Below are 19284 nucleotides of genomic sequence, written 5' to 3' on the forward strand. Positions count from 1 at the left end.
CCTCGCTTGCAGGTTCTCTTGTATGCCTGTGTTTTCTCTTGTATGCCTGTGTTCCTACGGGCGTGCGTGCTCTCAGAGCGTGTCTGTTCGAGAGTGCTCTTCGCCACGATTGAGTTCACCCGCTGCCTGCCGGGTCAGCGGCGACCCCGAACCACCTGCCCGACAATCGGAGTCGCCAGCGCCACGTCGATCTCGGCGTGGACACGATTCCACACGCATTCGTGCTGAGCCGGGCTCAGTGAGCCGTCAGCCAGCCCCGAGTCGGCGGCACGCAGCTCGGTGACCCAGCGTCGGATCTGCTGTTCGCGGGCGCGGCCACCGGCGTCGGTCGCACTCGGCACGACCATCGACTCGATCATCCGGACTCCCGACCGCACGGCGGCGGCACGGTGCCGGGCCCACATCCAGCCGCCCACACCGACCGCGATCGCCGCACACAGACCGAGGTAGGCGTCCACATGGCAGGTACCGAGACCGATGAAAACGACGATCGACGCGAGCGGGGCCCACAGCGCCGAGGACAGCCAGACCCGGATGGCGCGCCGCTCGTCACGATCGGCACCCGGCGGGAACACCACGAGACGCCGCCGCACCATGCCGTAGCGCATCAGTCCCACCTGGTAACTGCCCCATACGGTGCGACAGCCGGTGGCGTCGGCGCCGGGCCGACCTGTGCCCCCACCCTTGACGCTGCGGGGCCGGGACGGCTGATCGCCCTCGCCGGCACTGTGCTGTCCGAACCCGTCGAGATCCACAAGACTCATACCGACGAGTTCACCTCGCCGAACGTGCGAGGAGGTCACGTGCTGACGCACTCCTTACGCGTTGCGCCTCGATCTTGACGTCTTGTTGATGCCACCGTCTTGTTCATGCGGGCGGGCGGTGGGCACGCCCACGATGGTTCGTCATACGAATCACGTCGATTACGATCTGTCTCATGGAGTCTCTGACCGATGGACTCGTCCAGATGTCGTTCGCCACCACCGCGGTCCTGAATCGGGTTGCCGCGGCGCATGATCTGTCGCTCACGCAGCTGCGGACACTGGGCATCCTCCGCGACCGACGACTGCGCATCTCCGAACTCGCCGACTTCCTCGGCCTCGAACGCTCCACGCTGAGCGGACTGATCGACCGGGCCGCCGCACGAGGACTGCTCACCCGCGCGCCGAGCGCACAGGACGGCCGGGTGGTCGAAGTGGTGCTCACCGAGGACGGGGCCGAGCTGGCCGGACGTGTCGCCGACGACGTTGCAGACGCGCTGATACCGCTGATCGCTCCCCTGTCGAGGCAGGATCGGGCCACGCTACGCGCCCTGCTCGACCGAGTCGTCGCATCGCACACCCCCGAGACGAGCGACCGGGATCGGTGACCTCAGGCGTCTGGGTCAGGGGATCAGGACCACGCGCGCATCGTCGGTGGCCTCCCATGCCGACTCGACCTGTGACAGTGGCACCTTCCGGACATCGAGATGGTAAGCACCCGAAGCGATCTCACTCGCGATATCACCCAGATCGGCGACGATGTCGCCGGGTGCGACCGAGCCCTGCCCACTGCCGACCAACGACAACCGGGTGGCGCGCAGTGCCGCCGAGGGGATGGCCGACTCGGCCCCGGCCATCGATCCGATCTCGATCCAGGTGAGTTGCCGTTGATCGTCGGTGCGTGCGGGAACGATCGCCCGCAACGCGCGGGCGGTGACCGGACCCCACAGGTAATCGAGGACCACGTCGGCCTCCGCGCCCTCCGTGGCCAGCCGATGATCGGCGGACGCCGCGCTGAGATCGATCGTCGCGTCCACGTCCAGCGCAGCGAGCTTGCGCGCGTCGCGTCCGACCGCGACCACCCGCCCGGCACCCAGACGCCGGGCAACCTGCGTCGCCAGGCGCCCCGAGCTGCCGGTGGCACCGAACACCATCACTGTCATCCCCGGGGTGAAGTCCACCCGATGTCGTAGCGCGATCCATGACGACATCACCGGATTAGCCGCGGCGGCGATCGCCGCCGGGTCGACATCAGCAGCCAACGGCACACTGCGCCTCAGATCGATCACGGTCTTGTCGGCCATCGACCCGAAGGCAGTGTGCGGCAGCACGAAATATCGCAGTTCCCCGTCTGGGGATCTACCGACCCCATCGACACCCGGAATCAACGGCAACACACCAGAACTCGTGTAGTGACTACCGCTCGCCTGCGATCGCACGCGGTGATGCAGTCCGGCGGCGAGTACGTCCACGAGCATCTCATGCTCGCCCTCGACTCTCGGCTCGGCGAACTCGCCGTAGCGGGGTGGCGCGTCGAACGTCTCTACCACGGCTGCTTTCATGCCCGTCTCCTTCGGCTCGGCGCGATCGACATGTAGTTCGTTCTACGAATCATAATATAGTTCGTACTACGAACTCATGCAAGGCGTTGACGGGCAACAGACAGTGGGACATGAGTGCGGTTTGGCATCATGGCTCCCAAGCGACACCCCCGCAGGAGGATCGATGACCCATCAGGTGAGCACCACCGACGCCACCACCCCGAGAAGCAACGCGACGGGAGTGTCCATCTCACGCCGACGAGCGTTGGGCGGCGCGACAGCAGCCATCGCGGGTGCAGCAGCCCTGGCGGCATGCGGATCCGACGACAGCGGTAGCTCCTCGGACACCACGGCAGGAAGCGGCTCGGGCGGGGGTTCGGCACTCGCGCAGACCTCGCAGGTCCCCGTCGGCGGCGGCGTGGTCGTGAAATCGGAGAAGGTGGTGGTGACCCAGCCGAGCGCCGGTGAGTTCAAGGCGTTCTCGGCGGTCTGCCCGCATCAGGGATGCCTTGTCTCCGATATCACCGGCGGCAAGATCATCTGCCCCTGCCACGGCAGCGAGTTCTCCGTCGACGACGGGCATGTGATCACCGGTCCGGCGACCAGCGGTCTGCGCGCCACACAGATCACGGTGACCGGCGACGCGATCACCGTGGCCTGAACCGATGAGTTCGATCTTCGGTGAGGTCAACGGGCTCCCGGTCCACTCGCTGGTGGTGCACACCGCGGTGGTCTTCGTGCCGCTGTCGGCGTTACTCGCGGTCGGTTTCCTGGTGCCCCGCTGGCGGCGTGTGCTGCGGTGGCCGCTGGTGGTGCTGACCGCGGTGGCGACCGTGAGTGTGTATGTGGCCAAGGAGAGCGGCGAACACCTCAAACGGGCCATGTCCGACCAGATCGAGGGCAACGTCACCGGCACAGTCGTCGACCGACATCAGGAGTGGGGCGACAAGCTGTTCATCGCGATGATCGTCTTCTTCGTGATCGCCGTACTCGCGGTGATCATCTCGTCACGATCGCAGGGCCGCGTGCTCGGTGGCGTCGCCGCGGTGATCCTCGTCGTCGTCGCCTGCGTGAGTGTGTGGCTGGCATACGAAACCGGCGAACAGGGCGCGAAAGCTCGGTGGAATCCGGACGGTTCGGTCAGCTACACCGGCTGATCGGTGTGGCAGTACCCGACGAGCGAATAGGCTGCTGTCATGGTCGCTTTCAGCGCCGCACTGCTGCTTTACCGCGAGACCGACACGGGCATCGAGGTTCTCCTCGGCCATCCCGGTGGCCCGTTCTGGGCGCGCAAGGACGACGGAGCGTGGTCGATCCCCAAAGGTGAGTACCAGCCCGACGAGTCGGCGTGGGATGCGGCACGGCGCGAGTTCGAGGAGGAGACCGGGCACCGGCCGCCCGACGGGACACCGATCGATCTCGGCGAACTGCGCCAGCCGAGCGGGAAACGCATCCACGCCTATGCGATGTGCGGCGAGCTGGATCCGGCGACCGCCACCTCAAACACCTTTGACCTCGAATGGCCCCGCGGTTCGGGATCATTCACGAGCTTTCCCGAAATCGATCGCGTTGAATGGTTCACGACGGGTGAGGCACGCAGCAAGTTGGTGACCGGACAACGCCCGTTCATCGATCGGCTCGAGGAGGGCATCACATGATCGGATCTGTGGCATCGGTGGTTCTCGACACGCGTGACCCGCGAGGACTGGCCACGTTCTACCAGCAGCTGCTCGGCGGTGAACTCTCCGAGGAGTCCGGCGCGGACGACGACTGGGTGGAACTCGACTGCGGAATGGCCGCCACGAAACTGGCATTTCAACTCTCACCACATCATTCGCCGCCGACTTTCCCCGACGAATACGGCAGCCAGCAATTCCATCTCGATGTGCTGGTGGAGAGCCTCGACACCGGCGAGGCCGACGTGTTGCGGATCGGCGGGCGGAAGGTCGCCGGTCAGGACCACGACCACTTCCGCGTCTTCCTCGACCCCGCCGGCCACCCGTTCTGTCTGGTCGACGAGACATGAGGAGCCGCTCGGCTCAGTCGCGTCTGCGATCGGTGTCGCGGCTGGGCTGCACCCTCTTGGGTTCGCCGGGCATCTTCGGATAACTCGGCGGATACGGCATATCTGGCAGACCTGCCTCGCGGTCGCGATCCACCCAGTCCATCAAGGGCTGCAACGATCCACGCTGTCGGCCGATGTCGGACATCGGATCGCCACGGTCGGCGAGCAATCCCGGGACGGTGGCGATGGTGCAGTCGAGCGGATCGACGTCGGCGAGTTCCTCCCAGGTTACCGGTGTGGACACCCGCGCCGTCGCCGACTTGCGCACCGAATAGGGCGAGGCCATGGTGCGATCGCGGGCATTCTGGTTGAAGTCGATGAAGATCCGTTGCCCGCGGTCCTCTTTCCACCACGAGGTGGTCACCGCCTTGGGATCGCGGCGTTCGAGTTCTCGCGCCAGTGCGATTGCGGCATGGCGTGTCTGGATGAAATCCCATCTGGGCTCGATGGGCACGTACACGTGCACTCCGCGACCACCGGAGGTTTTGGGGTATCCGCGCAGTCCGAGCTCGTCGAGGACTGGCCGCAGCAGATCGATCGCCACCCGACGGGCGTCGTCGAAATCGGTTCCCGGCTGGGGATCCATGTCGATACGCAACTGGTCGGGATGGTCGTTGTCGGGATCCGTTGTCGGCCAGGGATGGAAGGTCACCGTGCCCAGGTTTGCGGCCCACACCACATCGGCGGGGTGACGGGGGCAGATCGCATCACCAGTTCGCCCCGACGGGAACGTGATGCGCGTGGTGGCCACGTGGTCGGGCAACTTCTTGGCCGCATGCTTCTGGTAGATCTCGTCGCCGGTGATGCCGTCGGGGAACCGTTGCAGAAATGTCGGGCGACCTGCCACCGCCGTCATGATCGCCCCCGACAGGGCCACCTGCCGGTAGTAGCCGACGAGGTCCCGCTTGCGCCCGCCCTTCTCGCCGAGTTCAGGGAAATAGATCTTGTCCGGGTTGGACATTCGCACACTGATCCCATCGACGTCGAGTTCCTCGGCGGGCGAACGTGAGGCCATCAGCGCGATCCTTCCAGCACATCATCGAGATCGAAGGTCAGCGGAACCTCGAGCTGGTCGTATCCGCAGCTGCGCGGATCGCGGTCCGGGCGCCACCGCAGGAAGCGGACGGTGTGGCGGAAACGCCCGCCCTCCATCTGGTCGTAGCCGAATTCGGCGACCAGTTCGGGTCGGATCGGTATCCACTCCGAGGAGCCCTTGGGTTTCCATCGGCTCGGTTCGCCTGGTGCGACGTTGTCGGGATCGATGCGCATCGGTTCGAGTAGCTGCTGTAGTTCGATGCGCATGCGGTCGGAGAAGGCACTCGAGCCGCCGACCATCCGCATGGTGCCGTCGTCGGCATACAGACCCAGCAGCGCCGACCCGATTCCCTTCCCGCTCTTGTGGATCCGATATCCGATGATCACGCAGTCGGCGGTGCGCTTGTGTTTGATCTTGAACATCTCACGTTTGCCCGGCAGGTAGGCCGACTCGAGTCGTTTGCTGACGATACCGTCGAGGCCCGCACCCTCGAACTCGGAGAACCACGACTGCGCCTCGGCGTGATCGGAGGTGACCCGCGTGACGCGGCAGGTCCGCCCGGGTGCCGAGGAGATCGCCGACTCGAGCACCGATCGTCTCGTGGCGAACGGCTCGTCGAGCAAAGCGCGGTCGCCGTATGCGAGCGCATCGAAGCCGATGAACATCGCCGGCGTGGCCTCGGCGAGCATCTGCACGCGGGAGTCGGCCGGATGTATCCGCTGGCTCAACGAATCCCAGTCCAGTCGCCGCACTCCGTCGACCACGACGGGTACGCCCAGTTCACCGTCGAGGACCACCCGCTCGGGCAACTCCTCGCGCACCGCGGCGATCACCTCCGGGAAGTAGCGCGCCAGATCCTTGCCGCCGCGCGAGCCGATCACCACCTCGTCGCCGTCGCGGTAGATGATCGCCCGGAACCCATCCCACTTGGGTTCATGCGACCAGTCGCCGGCATCGGGGATCTGAGGCACCGCTTTGGCGAGCATCGGCGCGATCTGGGGTATCACCGGCAGGTCCACGTTTCCATCGTGACATCGAACAGCCATGCTGTGTCGCCGCGGGCGAAAACGGGTCAACGCGAGCACTCGCGAGCCGGGTAGAGTCGCGAGCGTCATGGTCGATTCGATCGGCGCCGGCCGATACGCCCCCTCCCCCTCGGGTGATCTGCACATCGGCAACCTGCGCACCGCCCTGCTCGCCTGGCTGTTCGCCCGCAGCAGCGGACGCCACTTCCGGCTCCGCTTCGAAGACCTCGACCGCACCGCGGACGGTGCCGCTGAACGTCAGCGCGACGACCTGGCCGCTATCGGGCTGGACTGGGATCCGCCCGAGATGCGGCAGTCGTCTCGGCTCGACGTCTACGCCGGGGTCGTCACGGAGCTGATGTCGGTCGGACGCACCTTCGAATGCTTCTGCACCCGCCGGGAGATCCTCGAGGCACCGTCTGCGCCGCATTCCCCTCCGGGCGCCTATCCCGGAACCTGCCGGCATCTCACAGAGGCCGAGCGCGCGGCGCGACGTGCCTCCGGGCGGCGGCCGGCGATCCGGCTCCTCAGCGACACCGACACATTCACCGTCACCGACGAGTTGCACGGTGCCCAGACCGGCACCATGGACGACTTCGTCCTCGTACGCGGCGATGGGACCTACGCCTACAACCTGGTGGTGGTGGTCGACGACGGCGCACAAGGTGTCGATCAGGTGGTGCGCGGCGACGACCTGCTCTCGTCTGCACCGCGGCAGGCCTATCTGGCGACGTTGCTGGGCATCAGGCCACCGGTGTACGCACACGTGCCGATGGTGCTCAACACCGATCACATCCGGTTGGCCAAACGAGATGGCGCGGTGACACTGTCGGATCTGCACGCCGCAGGAATTACCACCGCACAGGTGGTGTCACTGATGGCCGAATCGCTCGGGCTCGCCAGTCCTGGCGAGCCGGTGTCCACACAGGCTCTGCTACAACGCTTCTCGCCGCAGCGACTCCCCCGCGAGCCGTGGATCTTCGAACCGCCGCAGCTCGTCGAGGACTAGTGAGACCTAGGCGCGTCCGGCGTAATAGCGCCCGAGGAACTCGTCGCGGTACTCCGCATAGTCACCGTCGATGATCGCCTGGCGGGCGCGGGCCACCAGCGTGACGATGAAGTACTCGTTGTGGATCGTGCACAGCGTCGCGGCCAGCCCCTCCTTCGCCTTGAACAGGTGATGGAGATAGGCGCGCGTGTAGTGCGTTGTGTAGTTCACGATCTCGGGGTCGATGGGCCGGAAGTCGCGCTTGAACCGACTGTTGGTGATGTTGACCCGACCGTCGAGGGTGTACACCGCTCCGTTGCGGGCGACCCGTGACGGGGAGACGCAGTCGAAGGTGTCCACACCGTTCTCGATGGCGGTGAAGATGTCGTCAGGTTCGCTGATCCCGAGCAGATGTTTCGGCTTGTCCTCGGGCAGTTCCTCGTTCACCCAGCCCACGATGGTCCCTAGGTTCTGCTTCTCGAGCGCACCACCGATCCCGAAGCCGCCGAAACCGCGTCCGCCCTGCGCCTGATCCTCTGCGCTGATGGCGGTGAGGTCGCGAGCTGCCTTGCGGCGCAGGTCTTCATAGTGCGCGCCCTGCAGCACACCCCACAGCGACTGCGGCGGACGATGTCCGCGCGCACGGGTGAGCTCATTGTGGGCAGCCAGGCAGCGGATCGCCCACAACCGGGTGCGCTCGAGCGAATTCACCTGGTACTCACGGGTGTTCATGAGTGTGGTGAGTTCGTCGAAAGCGAAGATGATGTCGGCACCGAGCTCATGCTGGATCCGCATGGAGATTTCCGGGGAGAACCGGTGCGTCGAGCCGTCCAGATGGGATTTGAAGGTCACCCCGTCGTCGTCGACGTGGGCGAGACGTTCTTTGCCCTCGGCGATCTTCGCGTCATCCTGCGCGGTGGCGATGTCCATCGCGATGACCTTCTTGAAACCCGCGCCCAGCGACATCACCTGGAATCCGCCGCTGTCTGTGTAGGTGGGCCCGCGCCAGTTCATGAACGCACCGAGGCCACCGGCCTCGTCGATGATGTCGGAGCCCGGCTGCAGATACAGGTGATAGGCGTTGGCCAGCACCGCCTGCGCACCGACATCGGCGATCGACTCTGGCAGCACCGTCTTGACTGTCGCCTTGGTGCCCACCGGGACGAACGCCGGGGTGGCGATGTCGCCGTGCGGGGTGTGGATCGTCCCGGTGCGGCCGAGGGTGCCCTCCAGCCGCGTACCCACCGTGTAGCCCCGATCGGGTCGAACGGGTTCGATCGAGGTGGGGGCGTCCGGCTGGCGTGCACTACTCACGCGACCATCATCCCATCGACCGACACACCCCCACCGACGGCCTGCCCGCCCGGCTCCGCGGTTACGGTGAGGCCATGTGCTTTCACCGGGCAATCCGCACCGCGACCCGTGTGGGGCTGGTGGCCGCGGTGGGCGGCGGTGCACTGGCGCTGAGCGCATGCGGCGACGATTCGACGGCGTCGGCGCCGGCCACCTCGACCGCTGCGGCACCGGCTACGAGCGCGGCGACGACCACGGACGCTCCGGGCGCGCCCTCGGCCGCACCCGATCGGGACGACGCCACCACCGTCGCGGGCCCGCGACTCCCGCCGGCGACGTCGATCCCGGCGTCGCGGCAGTCACCGACCATCGCCGGGAGGCGCTGCGGTGAAGCCGGTGGGCCCGAGGGGGCGTTGCGGGTGGTCATCGTCGAGGGCACCGCGACATGCGCCCAGGTGATGCCTGTGGCGCGTGCCTTCGGACCGCGGATCGCCTTGGCGCGCAACGAAACCGTGGACGGCTGGCAGTGCGGACCGTCGGAGACCGTCGGGGTGCTCGCGAACTGCTCGCGCGGCGACGACACCTTCGGCTTCGTCTCCCAGTGAGTCCCGTCGAGTGAGTTCTCAGGGCATGTGAGTTCTCACAGCGGCTGGGCGCGCCGAACCTGATCGGCAGCACGAGCCGCATCGAGTTCGACGTCGGTACGGATCAACGCCGGCCCCAGGTGCAACTGTCCCGACGACAGCGGCTGTGCGCGCAGCCCGCCGCGGCCGATCAGCGCCTTGCGCGTCCCCTCACCGGCCATCGCATCCATCCACGAACACGGATGGGCCGGGCGACCGCCTCGCAGCCGCACCCACTCACCACCCGCGCAGATCTCGAACTCACGCCCACGCAACGGATCGAGTTCCAGACCTCGGACCACGATGTTGCGCCGACTCACCGCCGGGTCGACGTCACCGGCGGCGGCCTGCCACGCCTCGAGCGCCAGCAAGGTGACTGCCGCCTCGGTGTGGGCACGGACGCCGAAGAATCGATCACCGCGGATTCCCTTGTCGGCGACCAACTCGACCCGATCGGGCAGCGACGTCGGCACCTGCGACGCGGGCCCGTCCTTGGGCCGACCGAAGTAGGCATGGGCGGGTGAGACGAGCAGGAGCTCGATCTCGAACGGGTACTCGTGCATCATCTCGCCCTCAAGGATGCCACCAGACGTTCCCGTCCCCGATGCAGCGGCAGGTCACCACAACACAGAAGTCACCACAACGCAGAACACCCTCCCGTCCGGATGGACGGGAGGGTGTTCTCACCGGCGGTGGCGGGGGGATTTGAACCCCCGGTACGGGGTTACCGCACACAGCATTTCGAGTGCTGCACCTTCGGCCGCTCGGACACGCCACCGCGAAAGACTGTACCGCAGGGGCGCCCCGAGCCTTAAATCAGCAGCTCAGCACCTATTTTCGAGTGCTCAGTGGCCGGTGAGCTTGTTCTTGATGTCGTCGACCTTGTCCTTGACCGCGTCTGCGGCGTCGGAGACCTTCTGCTTGGCGTCGGCCTGTGCCTGATCGCCCTTGCCCTCGTTCTTGAGGTCGTCGTCGCCGGTGAGGCTCCCCGCAGCTTCCTTGCCACGACCCTTCAGGTCTTCGGCCTTGTTCTGTGCGTCGTCAGTGGCGCCCATGGCACGCTCCTCGCTCGTAAACGGATCCCGGCCAGTTCGCTTCTTCAGGCTCGGACGAGCCGACCCCCGTGGCCGCAACTACCGGCGGTTCGCACCGCCTGACACCACGCTGCCACATCCGCCGATCCGCACCACCGGAAATGTCAGGTTTGCCGGTGTCGCGCGAAAAAGTCGATGAGGAGTTGCCCACATTCGGCCTCCCGAATCCCCCCACGAACCTCGGGGCGATGGGTGTTACGGCGATCGCGCACCACATCCCACAGCGAGGCCACCGCACCCGTCTTGGGTTCCCATGCCCCGAACACGAGCCGATGGACGCGGGCCGCGACGATCGCACCGGCGCACATGGTGCACGGCTCGAGGGTGACCGCGATGGTGACGCCTTCCAGCCGCCAACCGTCGCCGTACACCTGCGCGGCCCTGCGCAGGGCGAGAATCTCCGCATGCGCGGTCGGGTCGCCGAGCTCCTCGCGCGCATTGTGCGCACGGGCCAGTTCGGTACCGTCGGGACCGACGACCACCGCACCGATCGGCACGTCGAGCGGCGACGCCGAGGTCGCGGCCTCGATCGCCGCCCCGATCAGGGCCTCATCGGAGCGCCGCATCCCCATCGGTGATCGGGCCGTATCAGTGACCGAGCGCGTCGAGCACAGTCGACAGTTCGTCGGCGAATCCGAGTCGCGCGGCGATCATGCCGAGTTGTTCGTCGGCATACAGATCGGTGTCGCCGATGATCACGCTCATCACGGGCTCGGGAAGGCCCAGATCGGCGAGAATGCCGGCATCGCCCTCCCCCCACGGCTCCACATCGTCGAGATCGTCGGGATCGATGTCGGGGATGTCGACGTGCAGCTCGTCGAGGACGTCGGCAGCGATGTCGTAGTCGATCGCCGCGGTCGCATCCGAAACCAGCAGCCGTGCTCCGGCGGGTGCGGGGCGGATCACCACGAAGAACTCGTCGTCGACATCGAGGAGCCCGAACATCGCACCGGCGCTGCGCCGGTCCCGCAACTGACGCTCGGCGTCGGCCAGGCTGGTCAGAGCGCTCGAATCCAGCGACGAGACCGCCCAGGCCCCGTCCTCATGCACCACCGCAACAGCGAACCCATCCAGCTGCTCGGTATCGCTATCCGTGTCCGCCGAGCGCTCGACTCCACCACTCATGGGGTCACATTAGGACACCGAGCGGGTTCTCCCAAGTCCGATGTGCCAGGCTGGATCGGTGACGACCGTTGACCCGACTGACGCCCCGTCCGCCCCGGCATCCGACACCCTCGCGATCCTGGGATTAGGCCTGATCGGCGGGTCACTGATGCGCGCGGCCAGTGCCGCGGGATGGCGGGTGTACGGCTACAACCGCAGCGCCGAAACGGTCTCCTCGGCACTCGACGAGGGCTTCGACGCCGGCGCCGACCTTGCCGACGTGGTGGAACGAGCCGCGGCCGACGACGCGCTCATTGTGCTCGCCACCCCGGTGACCGCGCTCGACGAAGTGATTCCCGTGGTGCACGGCCAGGCACCCGACTGCGCGGTGACCGACGTGATCTCGGTGAAACAGCAGGTCGCGCGTGCGATGGCCCGGCACGCCCCCGGTCAGCGGTATGTCGGCGGACATCCGATGGCCGGTACCGCACAGTCGGGATGGGCGGCCGGTCAGACCGACCTGTTCACCCGCGCCGTGTGGGCGATCGCCACCGACGACTCTGCCGACCCGGCCACCTGGGCGCGGGTCGCACGTCTGGCGCTCGACGTCGGCTCGGACGTCATCCCGGTGGCATCCGACGAACACGACCGCGCGGTGGCCGCAATTTCACATCTGCCCCACCTGACCGCGGCGGTCACCGCGGCCGTCGGCGCGGGCGACGGGGATCTGGCGCTGCACCTGGCGGCGGGGAGCTTCCGCGACGGCACGCGGGTCGCGGCCACCGCACCCGAACTGCAGCGCGCGATGCTCGAGGCCAATCGGATGGCACTGCTCAACAGCCTCAGCGAGACCATCGACCGGCTCGTCGCCGCACGCGACGAACTGCGCGACCGGGGCAGTGTCGAGACGCTGATCAACGACGGCCACCGCGCGCGACTGCGCTGGGAGGAACTCTCCGCAGCACAACCGCGGCCGATCAGTGGTGTGCAGATCGGGTCGCCGGGATGGCAGGCGCAGCTGCGTGCGCAGGCACTCGACGGACGCGTGTGGACCGGTCAGCAGACCGCGTGAACCGGCGCTGACCGGCTCACACCGGGCTGGCTCAGATCCGCGTCGCCAGACCCGGGTAGTCGATGACGAACCCGTTGGTGTCGACCGTCAGTGTCGAGGAGGCGATCGGCGAGATCACCGCGACGCCGGAGGCCGAGGACGTGTACTGCATGACGTTGGGTTCCACCCGCCACTCCGGGAGATGGATGTAGACAACCGGAACGTCGAGTTCACCGGGGCTGCGGTGCAGGGCGTTGCGGCGGATCGGCAGCGCGTTGAAGAACGGGCTCAGCGCCAGGTCCACGTCCTCGGCACCACCGAAGTCGCCGTGCTCGACCCCGTTGGGCGTCTGGATCAGCCAGTTGCGCTCGGCGTCGCGGGTGATCGAGATCTGCGTCTCCCCCGATACCCGCGTCAACATGATCGACAGTCGCCGCGTGACGCCGAGTTCGTTGGTCAGCAGGTCGTAGGAGGCGCTGAACGGCTCATGGTCGTCGGTGCCGGCCGCGATGATCTGTCCGCTGGCCTTGAGACGCAGGCCGTTGGTCATCACGCGGACCTGCTCGAGGCGCTGCGCATCGACACCTTTCCAGGTGAAGATGGTCTTCAGCTCCGACGACGCGTCGTCGCTGCCGGACGTCTGCTCGCCGACTTCGACAGGGGTGTCTGGTGAACTCACGTCATCAAACATAGGAGACCGGTCGCCCCGACCACCAGACGAGTCCGGATAAGCGGGCAAATCCGGCACCGCGTTCGTGTGGCAGCACGTCGCGCAACCGGGTAAAAACGACCTCGTCACGCGCCACCGACCCCGCCCGCTCCGGCTCGAGGTGCGCGGAGAATCGACGAGCTGGAGGTCCGGTGGTGCGCAGAGCACCGGTGCTGGTAGCGCTGGCGGCGATCGCGGTACTCGTCGCCGCGATCACCGCGATCGGACTCGGGATGGTCGGCAAGTCTCCGCACGCCACCGCATCCGACGCCGATCACCGGGTCGGCGCACTGTTCTTCGGCGACAATGTCCGCCACGACTGCACCGGATTCGTCGTCGCCAGCCGGTCGGGCGATCTGGTGATGACCGCCGCGCACTGCCTTCCCACCGACGGCACACCGATGTACTTCACCCCGGGATACGCCAAAGGCGCCGCACCACACGGCGTGTGGCGGGTGACCGATGTGTTCGTCTCGCCGCAGTGGAACGAGTCCTTCGACATCGACCACGATTACGCAGTCCTGCGTGTCGCGCCGCCGGCCGGGACGAGATCACGTCTGTCGAGAGTGGTGGGCGGCGGGCTGCACCTCGGTTCGGCACCGAAGGCCGACACCACCGTCCACATCATGGGCTATCCCGCCGGCGTCGACGACCCGCAGCAGCGCTGCACCACCCGCGTCCGCTATCAGAACTCGATCGCCGCGATCGACTGCAACGGACTCCCCAACGGCACCAGCGGATCCCCGTGGGTCACCGACCGTGGAGTGGTGGTTGGGCTGATCGGTGGATTCGAACAGGGCGGGTGTATCGACGCCGTCTCTTACACACCGGAATTCGGCGCCGACACCACGCGGCTGGTCGCGCGGGCCGACTCCGCCACCCGCGGCGATGTACTCAGCGCATCGGCCCCTCAGAGCTGCGGCTGACGCTGCGACCGCGAGGCCAGTGCCGCCCGCACGAATTCGGCTGCGGCCTGCGCCTGGTCGAACTGTCGGGCGGCGGCGATGTCGTCTGCTGCCGTTGCCGGCCGGCGAGTCGCCACCGGCGCGAGCTCGCCGGCGAGGAAACGCCTCCTGCACTCCCCCCGCTGGATCTTGCCGCTGGAGGTGGTCGGGATGGACATCGGTTCCACCACCAGCACCGAATGCACCTGCAGGCCGAAACGTTGTGCGACACGCTCGTGGATGGTCTCGAGAACGGTGTCATGCTCAGCCGGGTCGACCTTCGCGCGGTCGGCCTCGACAACCACCACCAACTGTTCGACCTGCCGCACACCCGGGGTGAAGGCGAATGCGGCGGCCCGTCCGGTCAACAACCCCGGATGCACCGCCAGTGCGGTGTGCTCGATCTCGTGCGGGTAGTGGTGTCCGCCACGGATGACGATCAGGTCTTTGCACCGCCCGGCAACGTACAACTCACCCGCACGGAGAAACCCGAGATCACCGGTGCGTAGACACGGCGCCTCGGAGTCGTCAGAGCCATCGGGACTGTCGAAGTTGTCTGGGCTGTCGACGAACGCACCGAACGTCTGCTCGGTCGACTCCGGCCTGCCCCAGTATCCCTGGCCCACAGAACTTGCCGCCCACCAGATCTCGCCGATGTCGCCGTCGCCGCAGCGGCGTTGGGTCACCGGGTCGACGATGAGCGCCGCACCACCGCGCAGCCGGCCGCACGACACGATGGCCATGCTGTGCTCACCGGGTTCGGTCTCGACGATCTCATCGGCAGCCAGAGCGGTGCGGTCGATGTGCATGACCTTCGGTGCCGCCTGATCTGATCCGCCCGACACGAGCAGGGTGGCCTCGGCGAGGCCGTAGACAGGCTCGAATGCCCCGGGGTCGAAACCGGCGACGGCGAAGGCCTCGGCGAAGGCGCTCAATGTTCCCGCCCGCACCGGTTCGGCACCGTTCATCGCGGTTCTCAGATGCGAGAGATCCAGTGCCGCACGCTCGTCCGGAGTGCTGTTCTCGACGCACATCTGGTAAGCGAAATCGGGTGCGACGGTGTAGGTGGCGCCGCGTCGCGACAGTGCCTCCATCCAGCGCATCGGCCGCTTCACGAATGACGTGGGAGACATCAGATGCGCGGTACACCCGAGGTAGACCATCGACAGCACACCGCCGATGAGACCCATGTCGTGATGGGACGGCAACCACAGGCAGGCGATGTCCGCATCTGTACCCTGCCAGGACTCGCGGATCGATTCCATGTTGTCGATCAGATTGAGGTGTTTCAGCACAACACCTTTCGGCGTCGTCGTCGAACCCGATGTGTACTGGATCATCGCCGTGGTGGTGTCGTCGACGACCGGCGGCGACCACGCGTCAGGGTCGCCGGCCGGTGCATCCATCAGTCCCCACACCAAGTCTCGTCCTTCGTCGAGGGCGTCGAGTGCGGTCATGATCTCCGAATGCGTCTGCGTGACACCGAGTGCGAGGCGGGCGCGGGCGTCGGGGACCACCGCCGACAACCTCGGCGCGAGGCGCTCGTGAACCGGGACGGCGACGGCCCCGGCATACAGACAGCCGAAGAATCCGGCGATGTGATCGAGGCCCGGACGGCAGAGCACCAGAACCCGCTCGCCGGCCGCGCCGTGGCCGGTCAGGTCGGCCGCAATGGCACGAGCGCGCCGGTCGAGTTCAGCGAAGGTGAGCGTCACCTCATCCACGCCGTCGCCGTCGTAGGAGAAGGTGAACGCGACTTTGTCGCCGAGGACCTGAGCACGATTGCGTAGAACATCCACCAGTGTGTACTCAGTCCGTCGCGAGTGTTTTGCCATCGCCGCCCATCTCCCACCCGACAGCCGCCTCTGGTCGAGACGCCGCCTCCATCCGAATCATGTTGAACCACAACATGACCGATCGTCATCGTTATGCCACACCACGGGCATTCGGTAGATGCTATCGGAAACGAGGTGTCCGACAGATCGGATTGCGCACTCCCGTCCAAGAAACTTTGTTTTGAGAAGAAATCTGCGAAACCGCATTTCGAGACCAGGCTCTCAGGCTACGTTCAGCTTGCGTTGAATCATCAACTCAGTCGCAATTCCGCCAGATGCGTTCGCTTCCCACATGCTCGAACTAGGAGACCCCGTGCACCGTTCACCCTCCGTCGCTGCCGACGTGAAGGAATCACACCGCCGACCGCTGATCACCACCGGCGCAGCACTTCTCGGCGCGGGCGCCGTTGCGCTCATGCCGGCGATGAACACCGCAGTCGCTGCTACCGCCACCCCGGCGCCGGTAGCCTCGACCACCGAGTGGCAGCCGCTGGCGTCCTACGTCAATGCGCTCAACAACACCTCGAAAAACGCGTCGACGCTTCTCGACAACTTTCTACTGGCCCCAGGACTGCCGCTACAGCAGATCATCCTCAACCAGTCGCGCTACCTCAATCAGGTGCTCAACGACCCGTCGAGCCTGAACACCGTTCTCGACCAGATCAGCAAGAACTTCACCTCTGTGATCACCGGGGTCACGCTGATCGGGGCCGACAAGGACACCACCGACGCTGTCACCACCCACAGCGTCGATGGCCTCCACAATCTCCTTCTCCAGCAGATTCCCGGGCTGTTACCGTCCGGCGGTGCACTGGACCCCGACCTGGTGAAGTCCGTACTCAACGTTCTCGCCTCGCCGGTCAGCGGCATGCTGATGGGGTTGGTCGGACCGGTTGTCAGCCCGGCAGTCGCGATCCTCAACAGCGCGTTCGCGATCGCGGCTGCCATCGGTGCCGGTGATGCCGGGGCGGCGTTCGCCGACGTCTGGGACACTCCGGCGAATGTGATCAACGCCTTCTTCAACGGCGCAACCCTCAACCTCGACGCACTGGCCCCGATCCTGAACGATTCGGGCGCACTCGGCACCGGGACCACCATCAACGCACTCGACATCGCCTTCGGGGGTTTGCTGAGCACCGGCGCCATCGGTCGCGACAAATACGAGATGGGCGGCAATGTCGGGAACATCCAGGCTCCCGGCGGCTCGATCTTCAACAGCATCGGGATGAACGTCACCACCGATGCTCTCGGTTTCCCGATCACACTGAACATTCCCGGACAGGGCATCGGACCCATCGGCGCCATGGAAGGCCTGGCCCAGACTGTCGGCGCACTCCTCGGCGACCAGTGGGATGGCAAGAACGGCAAGCCCGTTCCGCCGCTTGCCGGGATTCAGTTCCCGACGCTGACCACGCCGACCGGCGGCGCCGACGTGGTGAGCGCACTGCACGACTGGTTGTCGTCGATCGTCACCGACACCGGTTCCACGGCATCCGAAGGGTCCACCGAGACCGGCACGCCGGCTGACGACACTGCCGCTGCAACAACGGCTGCGCGCAGCGATGCGACTCCCGCTGCACCGGTGAGCACCGCCGTGCAAGCGGTTTCTGCTGTCTCGACGACCAGCGAATCGGCTCCCGTCGAGTCCGCACCGGCGAGCACCCCGGCACCCAGCACCCCGGTCACGAGCGAGCAGACCGCCGCACCAGCGGGAGCCACCGCATCGGATAGCGCACCGGCCACCGAGGCAGCCAGTTCGGATGCCACCCCGGCCCCCGACACCCCCGCCACCACCGATGCGTCGTCGGCGAGTACTTCTTCGCCGAGTACTTCCTCGGATACTGCACCGAGTACGGCGGCATCGTCAGACACCAAGTCCGACAGCACATCCGGAGCGTCGACCGCCGACACATCCGCGTCGACGTCTGCGGTGTCGACAGCGGCCGCATAACAACTGGCCGAGGGGCGTTCGGCTCGAGTCATCGAGCCGAACGCCCCCGCCTGCGGGGGAACTGGATGCCCACGCTGATGTCGACGGCGCTCTCAGCCGCTCGAGCGGACCTAAGATGTGCCGGTGACGACCTCCACCACATCTGACGTACTCGTGATCGGCGGCGGTATCGCCGGCGTGTCGCTGGCCTATCGACTGGCCGCCGACAGAACCGTACGACTGATCGAACGTGAGCCAACACTGGCTTATCACACCACCGGTCGCTCGGCGGCTCTGTACCTCGAATCCTTTGGCAACGCACCGATCCGAGCGCTCACGGTGGCAAGCAAGCCGTTCTTGACCGACCCGCCTGAGGGTTTCGACCGCCCGATATTGACCCGACGCGGATCGATCGACATCGCGGGCCTCGGCCGCGGCGACGCGGTGCGCGCGCTCTATGAGGACACCCGAGTGCTCAACGAATCGGCGACGCTGATCACGCCCGAGCAGGCCGGTGACCTCATCCCGTTCTTGCGCGCCGACCGCGTCGAGGCCGCGATGTATGACCCTGATGCCGCCGACATCGACGTCCACGCGCTCCATCAGGGATTCGTGCGCGGCGCGAAGGCTGCCGGAGCGGTGATCGAGACCGGATTCGGGGTGGTCGATCTCTCGCACTCCGGCGATCTGTGGACGGCCACCGACGGCAACGGCAATCGCCGCAGCGCGCCGGTGGTGGTCGATGCGGCCGGTGCGTGGGCCGACGTGATCGGGGACCTTGCCGGTGCAACCACGATCGGCCTGATGCCGTTGCGCCGCACCGCATTCATGCTCCCCGCCCCGACCGGACTGGATCTGCGCGACATCCCGACCGTCTCCGATGTCGACGAGACCTTCTACGTCAAACCCGAGACCGCACAGCTGCTCTGTTCTCCGGCTGACGAGACGCCCAGCGAACCGGTCGACGCGAAACCCGAGGATCTCGACATCGCCAAGGCGCTCGAGGCGATCGGCGAGTACACCACACTCGACACCCGGCGCGTACTCACACCGTGGGCCGGACTGCGCAGCTTCGTCGCCGACCGCACCCCGGTGATCGGCTACGACGAGAACGCCGACGGCTTCTTCTGGTGTGCCGGGCAGGGCGGTTACGGGATTCAGACGTGCGCTGCGCTCTCCGACGTGGCTGCGGCGCTGGTCCGGGGCGACGCGCTCCCCGACTACGTCACCGACAAGGGACTTGATGCCGCAGCCCTGAGTCCGCAGCGTTCGTTACCCTGATCAC

Annotated in this window: 22 protein-coding genes and 1 tRNA gene; 11 read left to right on the top strand and 12 right to left on the bottom strand. The window is 66.6% G+C overall.

The genetic code is table 11. From position 1 onward, the window contains the following. Positions 1-134: 134 nt before the first annotated feature. A complete protein-coding gene (locus tag IEW22_RS08000) occupies positions 135-764 on the bottom strand; it encodes a DUF6611 family protein (RefSeq protein WP_188586076.1) in 630 nt (209 codons plus the stop codon). 173 nt (positions 765-937) lie between these two features. Here IEW22_RS08000 and IEW22_RS08005 point away from each other — a divergent pair, with 173 nt between their 5' ends. Beyond that, positions 938-1369, top strand: coding sequence for a MarR family winged helix-turn-helix transcriptional regulator (locus tag IEW22_RS08005; protein ID WP_188586077.1), 432 nt, complete (start codon positions 938-940; stop codon positions 1367-1369). A gap of 15 nt (positions 1370-1384) precedes the next feature. On the opposite strand, the gene IEW22_RS08010 is transcribed toward IEW22_RS08005, so the two are convergent. Next, positions 1385-2323, bottom strand: coding sequence for a quinone oxidoreductase family protein (locus tag IEW22_RS08010; RefSeq protein WP_188586078.1), 939 nt, complete (start codon positions 2321-2323; stop codon positions 1385-1387). Positions 2324-2486: 163 nt separating this feature from the next. Between IEW22_RS08010 and IEW22_RS08015 the strand changes: the two genes are divergently transcribed. The 4 genes from IEW22_RS08015 to IEW22_RS08030 are packed head-to-tail and all read left to right on the top strand — an operon-like array spanning position 2487 to position 4328. Next, positions 2487-2963: a Rieske (2Fe-2S) protein gene (locus IEW22_RS08015; RefSeq protein WP_188586079.1), complete on the top strand. Its 477-nt coding sequence runs from the start codon at positions 2487-2489 to the stop codon at positions 2961-2963. A 4-nt stretch (positions 2964-2967) separates the two neighbouring features. After that, positions 2968-3459, top strand: coding sequence for a DUF2231 domain-containing protein (locus tag IEW22_RS08020; protein ID WP_188586080.1), 492 nt, complete (start codon positions 2968-2970; stop codon positions 3457-3459). Positions 3460-3498: 39 nt separating this feature from the next. Further along, entirely contained in the window at positions 3499-3960 is a 462-nt protein-coding gene (locus IEW22_RS08025; RefSeq protein ID WP_188586081.1) for an NUDIX domain-containing protein, read from the top strand. After that, positions 3957-4328, top strand: a complete 372-nt coding sequence (locus tag IEW22_RS08030; RefSeq protein WP_188586082.1) for a VOC family protein — start codon at positions 3957-3959, stop codon at positions 4326-4328. Before IEW22_RS08025 ends, IEW22_RS08030 begins: the two co-directional genes overlap by 4 nt. A gap of 13 nt (positions 4329-4341) precedes the next feature. Here IEW22_RS08030 and IEW22_RS08035 read toward each other — a convergent pair whose 3' ends face one another. Continuing rightward, positions 4342-5382: a DNA polymerase domain-containing protein gene (locus IEW22_RS08035; RefSeq protein WP_188586083.1), complete on the bottom strand. Its 1041-nt coding sequence runs from the start codon at positions 5380-5382 to the stop codon at positions 4342-4344. After that, positions 5382-6422, bottom strand: coding sequence for an ATP-dependent DNA ligase (locus tag IEW22_RS08040; RefSeq protein ID WP_188586084.1), 1041 nt, complete (start codon positions 6420-6422; stop codon positions 5382-5384). The genes IEW22_RS08035 and IEW22_RS08040 overlap by 1 nt, the downstream gene beginning before the upstream one ends. A 94-nt stretch (positions 6423-6516) precedes the next feature. Between IEW22_RS08040 and gluQRS the strand changes: the two genes are divergently transcribed. Continuing rightward, positions 6517-7437, top strand: a complete 921-nt coding sequence (gluQRS, locus tag IEW22_RS08045) for a tRNA glutamyl-Q(34) synthetase GluQRS (RefSeq protein WP_188586085.1) — start codon at positions 6517-6519, stop codon at positions 7435-7437. A 6-nt stretch (positions 7438-7443) separates the two neighbouring features. Here gluQRS and tgt read toward each other — a convergent pair whose 3' ends face one another. Next, the gene (tgt, locus tag IEW22_RS08050) at positions 7444-8694 is read right to left on the bottom strand and encodes a tRNA guanosine(34) transglycosylase Tgt (protein ID WP_188586134.1); all 1251 of its coding nucleotides are present in this window, start codon (positions 8692-8694) and stop codon (positions 7444-7446) included. Positions 8695-8717: 23 nt separating this feature from the next. On the opposite strand from tgt, the gene IEW22_RS08055 reads away from it, so the two are divergent. After that, a complete protein-coding gene (locus IEW22_RS08055; RefSeq protein WP_188586086.1) occupies positions 8718-9314 on the top strand; it encodes a hypothetical protein in 597 nt (198 codons plus the stop codon). Between the two features lie 35 nt (positions 9315-9349). Here IEW22_RS08055 and IEW22_RS08060 read toward each other — a convergent pair whose 3' ends face one another. From IEW22_RS08060 to IEW22_RS08080, 5 genes are all read right to left on the bottom strand, one after another. After that, entirely contained in the window at positions 9350-9898 is a 549-nt protein-coding gene (locus tag IEW22_RS08060) for an MOSC domain-containing protein (RefSeq protein WP_188586087.1), read from the bottom strand. Between the two features lie 124 nt (positions 9899-10022). Continuing rightward, positions 10023-10110: transfer RNA gene (locus IEW22_RS08065), tRNA-Ser, on the bottom strand. 67 nt (positions 10111-10177) lie between these two features. Further along, positions 10178-10387, bottom strand: coding sequence for a CsbD family protein (locus tag IEW22_RS08070; RefSeq protein ID WP_188586088.1), 210 nt, complete (start codon positions 10385-10387; stop codon positions 10178-10180). A 143-nt stretch (positions 10388-10530) separates the two neighbouring features. Then, the gene (locus tag IEW22_RS08075; RefSeq protein WP_188586089.1) at positions 10531-10998 is read right to left on the bottom strand and encodes a nucleoside deaminase; all 468 of its coding nucleotides are present in this window, start codon (positions 10996-10998) and stop codon (positions 10531-10533) included. Between the two features lie 16 nt (positions 10999-11014). Next, on the bottom strand, positions 11015-11551 hold the full coding sequence (locus IEW22_RS08080) for a tRNA adenosine deaminase-associated protein (RefSeq protein ID WP_188586090.1): 537 nt from the start codon (positions 11549-11551) through the stop codon (positions 11015-11017). Positions 11552-11591: 40 nt separating this feature from the next. On the opposite strand from IEW22_RS08080, the gene IEW22_RS08085 reads away from it, so the two are divergent. Next, positions 11592-12602 carry a prephenate dehydrogenase gene (locus tag IEW22_RS08085; protein WP_188586091.1) on the top strand — a complete coding sequence of 337 codons (1011 nt, stop codon included), beginning with the start codon at positions 11592-11594 and terminating at the stop codon, positions 12600-12602. Positions 12603-12633: 31 nt separating this feature from the next. Here the strand turns inward: IEW22_RS08085 and IEW22_RS08090 are convergent, their stop codons facing one another. Further along, a complete protein-coding gene (locus tag IEW22_RS08090) occupies positions 12634-13260 on the bottom strand; it encodes a putative glycolipid-binding domain-containing protein (protein WP_229742302.1) in 627 nt (208 codons plus the stop codon). A 182-nt stretch (positions 13261-13442) separates the two neighbouring features. Here IEW22_RS08090 and IEW22_RS08095 point away from each other — a divergent pair, with 182 nt between their 5' ends. Beyond that, positions 13443-14216 carry a trypsin-like serine peptidase gene (locus IEW22_RS08095; protein ID WP_188586093.1) on the top strand — a complete coding sequence of 258 codons (774 nt, stop codon included), beginning with the start codon at positions 13443-13445 and terminating at the stop codon, positions 14214-14216. Here the strand turns inward: IEW22_RS08095 and IEW22_RS08100 are convergent. Beyond that, positions 14201-16069 (bottom strand): fatty acyl-AMP ligase, encoded by a 1869-nt coding sequence (locus IEW22_RS08100; protein ID WP_188586094.1) that lies wholly within the window; start codon positions 16067-16069, stop codon positions 14201-14203. The genes IEW22_RS08095 and IEW22_RS08100 overlap by 16 nt on opposite strands. 313 nt (positions 16070-16382) lie before the next feature. Here IEW22_RS08100 and gjpA point away from each other — a divergent pair, with 313 nt between their 5' ends. Together gjpA and IEW22_RS08110 are read left to right on the top strand one after the other, a co-directional pair. Continuing rightward, the gene (gjpA, locus tag IEW22_RS08105) at positions 16383-18020 is read left to right on the top strand and encodes an outer membrane porin GjpA (protein WP_188586095.1); all 1638 of its coding nucleotides are present in this window, start codon (positions 16383-16385) and stop codon (positions 18018-18020) included. 123 nt (positions 18021-18143) lie between these two features. After that, complete coding sequence (locus IEW22_RS08110) at positions 18144-19280, top strand: NAD(P)/FAD-dependent oxidoreductase (RefSeq protein ID WP_188586096.1); 1137 nt, start codon at positions 18144-18146, stop codon at positions 19278-19280. Positions 19281-19284 lie beyond the last annotated feature (4 nt).

It is taken from the genome of Gordonia jinhuaensis, from assembly GCF_014639795.1.
GTDB lineage: Bacteria > Actinomycetota > Actinomycetes > Mycobacteriales > Mycobacteriaceae > Gordonia_B > Gordonia_B jinhuaensis.

Coding starts and splice junctions, on each gene's coding strand:
- IEW22_RS08000 (WP_188586076.1), bottom strand. CDS start 764: ATGAGTCTTGTGGATCTCGACGGGTTCGGACAGCACAGTGCCGGCGAG.
- IEW22_RS08005 (WP_188586077.1), top strand. CDS start 938: ATGGAGTCTCTGACCGATGGACTCGTCCAGATGTCGTTCGCCACCACC.
- IEW22_RS08010 (WP_188586078.1), bottom strand. CDS start 2,323: ATGAAAGCAGCCGTGGTAGAGACGTTCGACGCGCCACCCCGCTACGGC.
- IEW22_RS08015 (WP_188586079.1), top strand. CDS start 2,487: ATGACCCATCAGGTGAGCACCACCGACGCCACCACCCCGAGAAGCAAC.
- IEW22_RS08020 (WP_188586080.1), top strand. CDS start 2,968: ATGAGTTCGATCTTCGGTGAGGTCAACGGGCTCCCGGTCCACTCGCTG.
- IEW22_RS08025 (WP_188586081.1), top strand. CDS start 3,499: ATGGTCGCTTTCAGCGCCGCACTGCTGCTTTACCGCGAGACCGACACG.
- IEW22_RS08030 (WP_188586082.1), top strand. CDS start 3,957: ATGATCGGATCTGTGGCATCGGTGGTTCTCGACACGCGTGACCCGCGA.
- IEW22_RS08035 (WP_188586083.1), bottom strand. CDS start 5,382: ATGGCCTCACGTTCGCCCGCCGAGGAACTCGACGTCGATGGGATCAGT.
- gluQRS (WP_188586085.1), top strand. CDS start 6,517: ATGGTCGATTCGATCGGCGCCGGCCGATACGCCCCCTCCCCCTCGGGT.
- IEW22_RS08060 (WP_188586087.1), bottom strand. CDS start 9,898: ATGATGCACGAGTACCCGTTCGAGATCGAGCTCCTGCTCGTCTCACCC.
- IEW22_RS08070 (WP_188586088.1), bottom strand. CDS start 10,387: ATGGGCGCCACTGACGACGCACAGAACAAGGCCGAAGACCTGAAGGGT.
- IEW22_RS08075 (WP_188586089.1), bottom strand. CDS start 10,998: ATGGGGATGCGGCGCTCCGATGAGGCCCTGATCGGGGCGGCGATCGAG.
- IEW22_RS08080 (WP_188586090.1), bottom strand. CDS start 11,551: ATGAGTGGTGGAGTCGAGCGCTCGGCGGACACGGATAGCGATACCGAG.
- IEW22_RS08085 (WP_188586091.1), top strand. CDS start 11,592: ATGTGCCAGGCTGGATCGGTGACGACCGTTGACCCGACTGACGCCCCG.
- IEW22_RS08100 (WP_188586094.1), bottom strand. CDS start 16,069: ATGGCAAAACACTCGCGACGGACTGAGTACACACTGGTGGATGTTCTA.